This window comes from Vibrio makurazakiensis, from assembly GCF_050337375.1.
Classification (GTDB): domain Bacteria; phylum Pseudomonadota; class Gammaproteobacteria; order Enterobacterales; family Vibrionaceae; genus Vibrio; species Vibrio makurazakiensis.
In genome coordinates this window covers 19,321-30,038 of record NZ_JAKJSW010000003.1, presented here as the reverse complement: position 1 = coordinate 30,038, position 10,718 = coordinate 19,321, and the positions used below count along the sequence as shown (strand labels likewise).

The 10,718-nt window shown below is 43.1% G+C and carries 12 protein-coding genes; 4 read left to right on the top strand and 8 right to left on the bottom strand.

The features are described from left to right. The 7 genes from L4C33_RS00435 to L4C33_RS00405 all read right to left on the bottom strand — a co-directional run. On the bottom strand, positions 1 to 355 hold a 355-nt coding region (locus L4C33_RS00435), incomplete at its 3' end, for an AMP-binding protein (RefSeq protein ID WP_428810522.1). 103 nt (positions 356 to 458) lie between these two features. Continuing rightward, positions 459 to 1,373 (bottom strand): alpha/beta hydrolase, encoded by a 915-nt coding sequence (locus L4C33_RS00430; RefSeq protein WP_428810521.1) that lies wholly within the window; start codon positions 1,371 to 1,373, stop codon positions 459 to 461. Between the two features lie 86 nt (positions 1,374 to 1,459). Then, positions 1,460 to 2,020 carry a Slp family lipoprotein gene (locus L4C33_RS00425; protein ID WP_428810520.1) on the bottom strand — a complete coding sequence of 187 codons (561 nt, stop codon included), beginning with the start codon at positions 2,018 to 2,020 and terminating at the stop codon, positions 1,460 to 1,462. Positions 2,021 to 2,057: 37 nt separating this feature from the next. Next, complete coding sequence (locus L4C33_RS00420) at positions 2,058 to 2,360, bottom strand: chromosome partitioning protein ParA (RefSeq protein WP_428810519.1); 303 nt, start codon at positions 2,358 to 2,360, stop codon at positions 2,058 to 2,060. Between the two features lie 132 nt (positions 2,361 to 2,492). Next, the gene (gene tsaB / locus L4C33_RS00415) at positions 2,493 to 3,194 is read right to left on the bottom strand and encodes a tRNA (adenosine(37)-N6)-threonylcarbamoyltransferase complex dimerization subunit type 1 TsaB (protein ID WP_428810518.1); all 702 of its coding nucleotides are present in this window, start codon (positions 3,192 to 3,194) and stop codon (positions 2,493 to 2,495) included. Between the two features lie 76 nt (positions 3,195 to 3,270). Next, positions 3,271 to 5,181 (bottom strand): DNA repair helicase YoaA, encoded by a 1,911-nt coding sequence (yoaA, locus tag L4C33_RS00410; RefSeq protein ID WP_428810517.1) that lies wholly within the window; start codon positions 5,179 to 5,181, stop codon positions 3,271 to 3,273. A 118-nt stretch (positions 5,182 to 5,299) separates the two neighbouring features. Then, positions 5,300 to 5,500 carry a hypothetical protein gene (locus L4C33_RS00405; RefSeq protein WP_428810516.1) on the bottom strand — a complete coding sequence of 67 codons (201 nt, stop codon included), beginning with the start codon at positions 5,498 to 5,500 and terminating at the stop codon, positions 5,300 to 5,302. Positions 5,501 to 5,709: 209 nt separating this feature from the next. On the opposite strand from L4C33_RS00405, the gene purU reads away from it, so the two are divergent. Then, positions 5,710 to 6,543 (top strand): formyltetrahydrofolate deformylase, encoded by an 834-nt coding sequence (gene purU / locus L4C33_RS00400; RefSeq protein ID WP_428810515.1) that lies wholly within the window; start codon positions 5,710 to 5,712, stop codon positions 6,541 to 6,543. Positions 6,544 to 6,821: 278 nt separating this feature from the next. Here the strand turns inward: purU and L4C33_RS00395 are convergent, their stop codons facing one another. Then, positions 6,822 to 7,418: a VOC family protein gene (locus tag L4C33_RS00395; protein WP_428810514.1), complete on the bottom strand. Its 597-nt coding sequence runs from the start codon at positions 7,416 to 7,418 to the stop codon at positions 6,822 to 6,824. A gap of 325 nt (positions 7,419 to 7,743) precedes the next feature. On the opposite strand from L4C33_RS00395, the gene argS reads away from it, so the two are divergent. The 3 genes from argS (at position 7,744) to L4C33_RS00380 (ending at position 10,678) form a co-directional block, all read left to right on the top strand. Continuing rightward, positions 7,744 to 9,477, top strand: coding sequence for an arginine--tRNA ligase (gene argS, locus L4C33_RS00390; protein WP_428810513.1), 1,734 nt, complete (start codon positions 7,744 to 7,746; stop codon positions 9,475 to 9,477). A gap of 106 nt (positions 9,478 to 9,583) precedes the next feature. Continuing rightward, complete coding sequence (locus L4C33_RS00385) at positions 9,584 to 10,012, top strand: HIT family protein (protein ID WP_428810512.1); 429 nt, start codon at positions 9,584 to 9,586, stop codon at positions 10,010 to 10,012. A 138-nt stretch (positions 10,013 to 10,150) separates the two neighbouring features. Next, positions 10,151 to 10,678 (top strand): YqhA family protein, encoded by a 528-nt coding sequence (locus L4C33_RS00380; RefSeq protein WP_428810511.1) that lies wholly within the window; start codon positions 10,151 to 10,153, stop codon positions 10,676 to 10,678. Positions 10,679 to 10,718: the final 40 nt, after the last annotated feature.

The following is a 10,718-nucleotide window of genomic DNA, read 5'->3' as shown; positions in this document are numbered from 1 at the left end:
CGTTCAGCTGGTGTTCAAGTTCTCGTGGAGTGTAAAGTGGATTCACGTTAACCGCGATCATACCTGCTCGTAATACACCAAATAATGCAATTGGGTATTGAAGTAAGTTAGGCATCATCAAGGCAACACGATCGCCCTTTTTCAACTTCAGATCATTTTGTAAGTATGCGGCAAAAGCACGGCTGCGCTCTTCCAACTTACGGAAGGTCATCACAGAGCCCATGTTCATAAATGCTGGTTGGTCAGCATACTTTTGAACAGACTGCTCAAACATCTCAACTAAAGATGGGTACTGATCTGGGTTGATGGTTTCTGGTACGTCACTTGGAAAACGTGAAAGCCAAGGTTTATCCACGATGTTACTCCTCGTTTATCAGCTGACTAAAAGCCGCTATTTATCATTTGCGGTTATTACAGCACAGCTTTAGAGCTTGAGCACGAAACACTCAAACACTTGTTTAAATTTTGTTAACTACACCAAGAATTAGTTCAGAAATGCGCTGAGGATTCTGCAAATGACAATGATGCCCGCCCTTAACTGTCACTATCTTTAGCTTAGAAGTCGCTAAATTGTAGCGATTGTGCTGCAACTCACGATAGCCTTCATCTCCCAGAATAATAAGTTGCGGGCAAGATATTGACTGCATGATGGCTTCAGCGTGCGCTTGTGACATTCGATATAAGGAATCACACTTCAACTGAGCGTCGTAACGCCAGTGCCATTGTCCATCGCGGTATTCGATACCTCGTTCGACAATCGGCTGAATAAGCTCAGCTTCAATTTGGTTTACATTTGATCTTAGCTGTATTGCGTCTTCTAGAGTTGCTAGAGGACGTGAAGGCTTTCTCCGCTGCCGTTGTCGACTTAATACCCCTTGCCTCAGTCGAGACACTGTATTCTGGGGAGCTTCTGAAAGAGGTCCGTGACCTTCAATTTGAACTAATCCTGATACCTGTTCAGGAAAGGCGGCACTATAACAACTTGCTATCAATGCACCAAGTGAATGTCCTACTAGCACCAGTCTGTTTGGCGATATTTCACGCAAAAGCTGGTAAATATCGTCAATATAGTCATGAAAAGGGTAATAAGTGTCGCTACTTTTATGGCTTGAGTGTCCGTGACCAGGTAAATCGATTGCGATTAGGTGCAAACTAGGGTCAGCGTTGGCTATGGCTTGAATGGTTGAGGTGAAGCTTGCTGCATTGTCTAACCAGCCATGAATAAAAACGACCGTCTGTGCGGTCGTTGATGGCATCCCAATTTCAAGCGTGGCTATCGAGCGCGGCGAGACTGGAGCGTCTAACGTAGAATGACTCTTCGCCGAGCCATATGCTAACGAATACTTATTTTCGCGTAATGGTAATAAAGGCACGGTTCTCACATATAGTTCAGCGCAGGCTTTGCGCTTTAAAAATTAGTCAAAGCAACGAATTAAAGCGTCAAATCTCATCCCAAAGGCTATCTGACTTCTTGAATAACACGCCCTTGTTTAGGTCCATAATCGAAACTACGACAATACATACTTCTACATGAATATAAGTAAGACGACGTTTCTGTTACGACAACTCTCTCTTTGATTTGCCATAACCGCTGCCCATTTACATTCATAACAGGGAAAGTGTATTCATAGTCTCCAACAGCACCAACTTCCGGCATATTGGTTTCACCTACGAAAGTGATCATACGGCCTTTAGCAAAAGTAATGGGTTCAACATAACCTGTCACGTAAGCGACAAACCGCCCTTTCGGCTCTTGATTAATATCCGGCTTTCCATCACTACCTATCGGTAAGTTAACGACTTCAATCCGCGTTTTATCTTCAAGGTTTTGAACGGAAGCAATGACACCACCAAGCCTAACCTCAGGTTGAGTTTCAGGATCGGCATCTAACCACTGTTGGTAATCGGTAATGACAGGTTCACCATTCGCCGTAAGTTCTTGTGGCAATGTCGAACAGCCAGCGGCAAATACAATGAACGTAGAAAGGAATAAAAAACGGAGATGTTTGACAAAAAACATAGAAGATTCACTCAGTTAATGAAAGCGAGAATTGCAGTTAGATATAGATATCGACCCCTAAAAGCTTGGCGAGTTCCTCTTTTTTGCTCTGATTCATAACATCCATATACTCTTCTAAAGCTCGGCGACCGCGCCCTTCAGGTAAATCGTATTGGATCTGAGCTTTGTGAATATCGGATTCTTGAACATGACGAATAGAGTGAGAAACAGCATTCGCGACTTTCGTTGGTTGGCCAACAGAATGCTTCGCGTCACCTTTCTTAACTTCATTTTTTTTATTCGTTCGATTGGTCTTTTGAGTATTTCCAATCGAAGGAGGCAATCCGTTAATTGAGACCATATTCACTCTACCTAAATTCAATAAGCCTAGGCTCAACCTCAGCAAATTGCTGAAATAAAGCATGCAATAGGAAGAACCTAGACTCTAGTGGGGTGATAAGCCCCTAACCTGCTGACACTGGTTCGTCAGTGACTATTCACGACCTGGTAATTTTTTCCACGCAACTTTATCACGTAGATACACAGGTGCAGATTCCTCAACTGGGACTGCTTTGCCTTCAGAAAAAGCAAACTGAGCTAAAAAGGCAATATCTTGAGCTTCAGGGAACAGCACCTCAGTCTCTTTACGAGTCAAAGCAACGTTATTCATGTGCTCTGCGTACGCTTCCCAGCCAGTACCCACTTGAGACCAAGTTTGAGCATCCGCTTCCACTTGTTCTACTAAATCACTAGGTGCAATAACACATTCCGCATCAACCGCTAACCAACGACCATCTAGCTCGCGACTATAGCGTCCCCAGTAGACCTCACTCATACGAGCATCAATTGCACTCGCTACATGAGTATCACCAAGAACTCGATAACAGCCTTGTGCCATCGCTTCTAATGTCGAAATACCTATCATTGGTAAATCAGCACCAAACGCTAAACCTTGTGCAATACCGATGCCAATTCGCACACCAGTAAAGCTGCCAGGGCCTTGCCCAAATGCGATTGCATCAACATCAGCAAGGCTGATACCAGCTTCTTTTAGCACTTCATCTACCATAGGTAGGATTTTCTTTGTATGGTCACGTGGTGCAACTTCACTACGTGCAAACACTTGGTTTTCAATAACTAATGCTACAGAGCAATTTTCTGTCGCGGTATCTAGTGCAAGAATTTTTGCGCTCATTAACGCCTCAAATAAACTGTATTGTGTCTAAAAATAATGGCCAATCACTGTCGCTAGAAAATCAATTTTTCTTTGATTAGTGATCAGCTAAGAAATCTTTTATAACGCCTAAATCTCGGGTTCTTGGTATTGGAGGTAAACTCGCCAAAAATATGCCGCCATAATCACGGGTAACCAATCGATTATCACAAATAATCAATGCTCCGTTATCGCGTTTATCACGGATGAGTCGCCCTACCCCTTGCTTCAATGTAATGACAGCATCAGGTAGTTGAACCTGAGAAAAAGGATCGCCGCCCTTCAATTTACAATCTTCAATCCTCGCTTTTAGCAAAGGATCATCAGGTGCTGTGAAGGGTAATTTATCGATGATAACACAGCTAAGGGCGTCGCCCCTAACGTCGATACCCTCCCAAAAGGCCCCCGTTGCAACAAGCAGAGCGTTACCTAGTTCCATAAATTCAGCTAAGGTTTTCTGCTTGCTGGTTTCACCTTGAAGAAGAACAGGGACAGACAATATTTCACGAAAACGTTCACCCAACTCTTTCATCATGCTGTGAGACGTACATAAAAAGAAACAGCGCCCTTGGTTTTGTTCAATGACAGGTGCCAGCATACGTACCAACTTATCAGCGAGTCCTGGACTATTTGGTTCTGGTAGATAACGAGGCACACATAAACGCGCTTGATTTGGGTAATCAAATGGACTCGGCAAAGAGAATTGGTCAGAGGGTTTTAGCCCCAAACGAGATGTGAAGTGGGTAAAGTCATCAGATACCGCGAGCGTAGCTGAAGTAAATATCCATGCTCCTGGCTTAAGTTCTATTTGCTCATGGAACTTATCAGCAACAGATAATGGGGTGATATGTAACGCAAACTGCCTTGGCGTAGTATCGTACCAATACGAATACCCAGTAATTGAAACATCACACACGCGCTCAATTCGAGACTTAATCATGGTGGCACGCTCAAACGCAGTATCCAGTAATTGGCTACGACCTAACGCAAGCTTTAATACGTCGACAGCTAATTGCAAAGAATCTTGTAGACGTACAAGTTCTCTTGCTATCGATTCTGATTTTAATGCCTCTCTCCAGTTGCCACGAAAACCCGTGTCACCTAATACGATTCTTAAATCAGAAGCGGACTGAACCAGTTTATCTCCGACTTTCTGCAACTGGCGCATATCTTTCGCTTCAGTGCGGTAACCAATCTCAATATCTTTGGCTAAATCATGGATCTGTCGGCTGGACACTGACTGTCCAAAATATTGGCTGGCAATATCAGGAAGTTGATGCGCTTCATCGAAAATAAATACATCAGCATCAGGTATCAGCTCACCAAACCCTGTTTCTTTTATCGCTAAGTCCGCTAAAAATAAGTGGTGGTTAACGACTACGACATCAGAATCCATCGCTTTTTTTCGTGCCTTAAGCACAAAGCAATCGGTATAACTTGGGCACTCTTTGCCTAAGCAATTGTCATTGGTTGAAGTGATAGTCGGAATAACAGGGCTATCTTCTGCAATGTCATCACAGTCACCCAAATCACCCGTTTGTGTAGCGGACGACCAACTACGAACTTTTACGAGCTGTGACAATAGTGTTGGATCGGTATGCGTACCATGGCTTTCCACCATTTGTCGACTTAGTCTGTCTAAACAAAGATAGTTCGAGCGCCCTTTTAATAATGCAACCTGACCATAAAAGCCAAGAGCGTCAACCATCAGAGGCAAATCTCGATGAAAGAGTTGTTCCTGTAGGTTTTTAGACCCAGTACTAATGATTGTTTTCTTACCACTCAATAGCGCAGGTACTAAATAGGCAAAAGTTTTACCCGTACCTGTCCCAGCTTCCACGACTAACTGAGTCTGTTTTTCTATGGCACTTGAAACCGCCTCGGCCATATCTAGTTGAGCTTGCCTAGGTTGAAAGCCTGGAATCGCTTTACCTAATGCACCGTTAGCAGAAAACGTTTTTGAGATCATAAACTATGAGGAGTTAAGAAAATAAAGGGATAGAATTATGGCAGGTTTAGTGAGCCGGCGCGAATCAAGATTGAATTCGCACCGGGTGTGTTCTAAAGAAACCTATTAAAAGGTTAAGCTATTTTCGATTAAGGTAACGTGAAAGCCAAGGAGCACCTTGAAAGCCTTCATCTGCACTTTGCATTGCCTTTGCAGCATCAGTTGGTGAGGCCTTGCATTCCCACATTTCAGTAAGAATATCTTCGTCCATCTGCTCTTCACCAAGGAGTGAGTTTACTCTTTCACAATACAGCTTTCTTGCTAGTAACTCTTTATCCATTTTCTACCACCTTTCGTAAAACCAATGCCTGTTAGGGTGTTGTTAACATCAACAAAAATTTATCAAGTCGGTAAATGCTTTGTAGATTTTGTTGAAACAAGATCGATAATAGATTAATTATAGCTCTCATATTGCGGCATAGTTCACCGTTCGACAGCCGATAATTAATTTACAGAATAAAAAAAACATTTCATGGAAGTAGGATGAAAATGGAAAAGAAAACACTGCTAACACACTGTACTGATGCCCCTGGACTTATCTCTAAGATCACTAACATCTGTTACAAGCATCAATTAAATATCGTCCACAATAATGAGTTTGTTGATAACACAAGCGGCCACTTCTTCATGCGTACTGAATTAGAAGGCTATTTTAACGACGAAACATTCCTTGCTGATTTAGACCAGGCCTTACCTGAAAATACAAAACGTCAGTTGATTGGTTCATCTCGCAAGCGTGTTGTTATCTTAGTGACTAAAGAAGCGCATTGCCTCGGCGATATTTTGATGAAGAATTTTGATGGTAGCTTAGATGTAGAAATCGCTGCCGTTGTAGGTAACTACGATACGCTGCAAAGCCTCACCGAGCGTTTTGATATCCCTTACCACCATGTTTCGCATGAAGGGCTAAACCGTGAAGAACACGAGCTGAAGATGCTTGAAGTAATTGACCAGTATGAAGCGGATTACCTTGTTCTTGCGAAGTATATGCGCGTATTAACCCCTGGGTTTGTTGAAAAATACAACCACAAAATCATCAACATTCACCACAGCTTCTTACCTGCGTTTATTGGCGCTAAACCATACCAACAAGCTTATGAGCGTGGCGTAAAGATCATTGGTGCTACTGCGCACTTTGTAACAAACGATCTCGACGAAGGCCCAATCATCAAACAAGACGTGATCCCTGTAGATCATAATTTCAGTGCAAAAGACATGGCACAAGCGGGCCGTGACGTCGAAAAGAATGTATTGAGTAAAGCCTTAAACAAAGTGATCAACGATCATGTGTTTGTTTACGGCAACAAGACCGTGATTCTGTAAGTTGTTTTTTTAATTACGATTTCCAGTTAGAACCCAATAAAAAACGCGTAATAGGCATACCCTATTACGCGTTTTTTGTATCTGAGCATCGGAGCCTCTTTATGAGATTCCCGATTACGCTCCTTCGGTTCTAGCGGGAATGACGAACTCGTCCATGCGCCCTCGAACACTCAGTCAGCCTCTAAAGATAGACTCTGGCAAACACTATCAAGTACTTCGTCATTCCGACGAGCCTAAGCGAGATCAGGAATCTGATCCTTGTTAACTATCGACTAAAACTATGCTTGCTCTGATTCCACAATCTTCTTCAAGGAATGTGGGTGCAACTTGATACAAACCCCTTGATGCTTGAATGCAACAGTCGGGTTATTTAAACGTTCCCCTTCACCTTTAGGGCTGGAGAGCTTCATTTTTATGCCTTGCTCCGCCAACATATCAAAGTTAGCCGCAAACCTTGGGTAAGTTTCTTTTAAGTCTTCTAAATATTCATCAGCTGTTTGGGCATGAGAAGGGATCACAAACTCAACATGCTCCCAGTCCTGGCTTGGGTAAACCTTGCCTTCTGCTGGGTATGGCAGTTCTAAACATTCGATCTTCCAGCCAAGACTTTGCAAAGGCTCATCAAAAGCCAATACAACAATTGGGCGACCATTAATAAGGGCTTCTGAAATGGTAGAACCGTATTCAGACCATGCCTGATGTGCCGACTTCGCTAACTCTGTTTCATTGATTCTTAGCGCGATATGATCAGCTTGAGCAAAACTTAAGTCCAAACCTAATGTGCTTCCTAAACGCTCAATTTTCGCCATAAACGTGTCAAGGCGTGCAATCATTTGTTGTGGTTCTAGTTCGGCTTGCTTGAGGTTCATTGTCATTGCCTATGTTCTCCAAATAATGGCAGCATGTTATCAGTTTTACTTTCGGCAACAAGCGCTGCTTTTACAAATTACACCCAATAAGTACGCTAACTTTGTTGTGCAAAAGTGGTTTGTCAAAAACCCCTCAGGAAATGTTAATTTTCTATCAATTCGACCTATAAGAAACCTCACAAAATTGGTATGATTACCGCCATTTTTGTGAACTTAAACAGAGTCTGTTGTTCATTTCGTCATTAAATCGTTAAGTGGAAACACAAATAACCGATTCAGTGACCATGAAATAACGACCACTCTTATCATCCTTGAATTGAAGGAAACGCGTGTGAATATCCAAGCACTGATTAATGACAAAGTATCTCAGGCTCTAGAAGCCGCTGGCGCACCTGCAGGCTCTCCTGCGGTTGTTCGTCAATCTGCAAAACCACAATTTGGTGACTACCAAGCAAACGGCGTAATGGGCGTTGCTAAGCGACTAGGCACTAACCCACGAGAATTTGCTCAAAAAGTATTGGACGTTCTAAACCTAGACGGTATCGCTTCTAAAGTTGAAATCGCAGGCCCTGGTTTCCTAAACATCTTCCTAGATGAAGCTTTCCTAGCAAAACAAGCAGACGCAGCACTGGCTGACTCTCGCCTTGGTGTTGCAACCGCTGAAACGCAAACCATCGTTGCTGACTACTCTGCACCAAACGTTGCTAAAGAAATGCACGTTGGCCACCTACGTTCGACGATCATCGGTGATGCAGTAGTTCGTACTCTAGAATTCCTAGGCCACAATGTTATCCGTGCTAACCACATCGGTGACTGGGGTACTCAATTTGGTATGCTTATCGCAAACCTTGAGCGCGTTCAGGCTGAGTCTGGTGAAGTTTCAATGGAACTTGCTGACCTTGAAGGTTTCTACCGTGAGTCTAAGAAACTTTACGATGAAGACGAAGAGTTTGCACTTAAGGCTCGTGGCTACGTTGTTAAGCTGCAAAGCGGCGACGAATTCTGCGCTGAAATGTGGAAGAAGCTTGTTGACGTAACTATGATTCAAAACCAGCGCAACTACGATCGTCTAAACGTGTCTCTAACTCGTGAACACGTTATGGGCGAAAGCATGTACAACAGCATGCTACCTAAAATCGTAGCTGACCTGAAAGAGCAAGGCCTTGCTAAAGAAGATGACGGTGCACAAGTTGTCTTCCTAGACGAATACAAAAACAAAGATGGCGACCCAATGGGCGTTATCATCCAGAAGCGTGATGGCGGTTTCCTTTACACAACAACAGACATTGCTTGTGCTAAATACCGTTTTGAAGAACTAGGCGCAGACCGCGTTCTTTACTTCATCGACTCACGCCAACATCAGCACCTAATGCAAGCTTGGACTATTGTTCGTAAAGCAGGTTACATCCCAGAATCTGTTTCTCTTGAGCACCACGCGTTTGGCATGATGCTAGGTAAAGATGGCAAGCCATTCAAGACCCGTGCTGGTGGTACTGTTCGCCTTGCAGATCTTCTTGATGAAGCTGAAGTTCGTGCAGCTCAGCTAATCGAATCTAAGAACCCTGAACTAGCAGAAGACGAAAAAGCAACGATTGCTAACACTGTTGCAATGGCTGCGGTTAAGTACTCAGATCTTTCTAAGCACCGTACAACTGACTACGTGTTTGACTGGGACAACATGCTTGCATTCGAAGGTAACACAGCACCGTACATGCAGTACGCGTACACTCGTGTTGCTTCTGTATTTGCTAAAGCAGGCGTCTCTATGGATTCTCTTGAAGGTGAAATCAAAATCACTGAAGAGAAAGAGAAAGCACTTATCGCGAAGCTTCTACAATTTGAAGAAGCGGTACAGTCTGTTGCTCGTGAAGGTCAGCCACACATCATGTGTAGCTACCTATTCGAACTTGCTGGTCAATTCTCTAGCTTCTACGAAGCATGCCCTATCCTAATTGCTGAAGATGAATCAGTTAAGCAAAGCCGCCTGAAGCTTGCAGCACTGACTGCGAAGACGATCAAACAAGGTCTATCGCTACTAGGCATCGACACTCTAGAGCGCATGTAATTCCCTACGGATTACTGAGATTAAATACAAAGGTTGATGTGAGAGCATCAACCTTTTGTTTTATCTAACGTATACTGAATTCAAGAAATCGAAATGGACAATAACAATGAGCTTTGAACTTCACCCACAATTAGCAAAAGACACCACGGTTATTGGTGAGTTTCCACTAAGCTTAGCTCTGCTAAGTAAAGACAGCGCAGTACCTTGGGTTATCTTGGTACCAAAGAGAGCTAATTTAAAAGAGCTTCACCACTTACCAATGAAAGAACAACAGCAGTTCTTACTTGAATCTCAAGCGGTAAGCCAAGCACTAGAAGCAACGTTTCAACCCGATAAGTTAAACTTAGGAGCACTGGGTAACATGGTGCCTCAGCTGCACATTCACCATATTGCACGCTTCAAAGGCGATATCGCGTGGCCTGGTCCTGTATGGGGTAACACCAAAGGTGAACAGCGTACAGAGGAAGAACAAGCTGTAATCCATACTCGTATTCAAAACGTGTTGTCACTAAGCTCTATCTTTAAAAAAGCATAACAATCAACTGTCCGTTGATGCCTACCCACTAGGCATCAACATTATTACCCTCACGTAATAATAATTCACAAAAACCACCAATTATCATAAAGGCAAACCTTGCGTATACTCTCTCGCACACAACATAGAGAGAGCATCATGAAACAAACATTCAACCTATTTCGTCATATCAGCTGGATCGCTATTATCTGTTCGATGCTCGCTTCCCTACTTCTATTTGTTATGGGGGCAGCGAAAACTTACTCAGCATTCGCCGTTTTCATTCTCAACCAAACGCCTCCAGAGTCACTTGCACATTTAGATGCGACAGACATAGCGATTTCATACTTAATCAAATCGTTGGATACTTTCCTTATCGCCTTTGTTCTTTTTATCTTTTCTCACGGCGTTTTCACTCTATTTATTTCGGATAAAAGCACCGCAGATAAAAGTGATGAACAACTAAAGAAAATCAAAGTTCTTAGCTGGATTAAGACGCCGAATATTGGCCATCTAAAAAACATTCTGGCCGAAGTGATCATCATCATCTTATTCGTGAAGTTTTTAGAGTTAGTACTCGTTAACTTCGATAGCATCGGCTGGGATATACTCGTACTACCCGTCTCCATTCTACTGCTCAGCATTGGATTAAAAGTTTTGGGCTTAGGCGAAACCAAAGATTCTTAATTGAAGAGCGATTAAGTGAAACGCTCTTCAGTCAGAGGGG

Bases quoted from the DNA above. Each gene is read 5' to 3' on its own strand.
- L4C33_RS00425 (WP_428810520.1), bottom strand. From the start codon at position 2,020: ATGTTTTTTGTCAAACATCTCCGTTTTTTATTCCTTTCTACGTTCATT.
- L4C33_RS00420 (WP_428810519.1), bottom strand. From the start codon at position 2,360: ATGGTCTCAATTAACGGATTGCCTCCTTCGATTGGAAATACTCAAAAG.
- tsaB (WP_428810518.1), bottom strand. From the start codon at position 3,194: ATGAGCGCAAAAATTCTTGCACTAGATACCGCGACAGAAAATTGCTCT.
- yoaA (WP_428810517.1), bottom strand. From the start codon at position 5,181: ATGATCTCAAAAACGTTTTCTGCTAACGGTGCATTAGGTAAAGCGATT.
- L4C33_RS00405 (WP_428810516.1), bottom strand. From the start codon at position 5,500: ATGGATAAAGAGTTACTAGCAAGAAAGCTGTATTGTGAAAGAGTAAAC.
- purU (WP_428810515.1), top strand. From the start codon at position 5,710: ATGGAAAAGAAAACACTGCTAACACACTGTACTGATGCCCCTGGACTT.
- L4C33_RS00395 (WP_428810514.1), bottom strand. From the start codon at position 7,418: ATGACAATGAACCTCAAGCAAGCCGAACTAGAACCACAACAAATGATT.
- L4C33_RS00385 (WP_428810512.1), top strand. From the start codon at position 9,584: ATGAGCTTTGAACTTCACCCACAATTAGCAAAAGACACCACGGTTATT.
- L4C33_RS00380 (WP_428810511.1), top strand. From the start codon at position 10,151: ATGAAACAAACATTCAACCTATTTCGTCATATCAGCTGGATCGCTATT.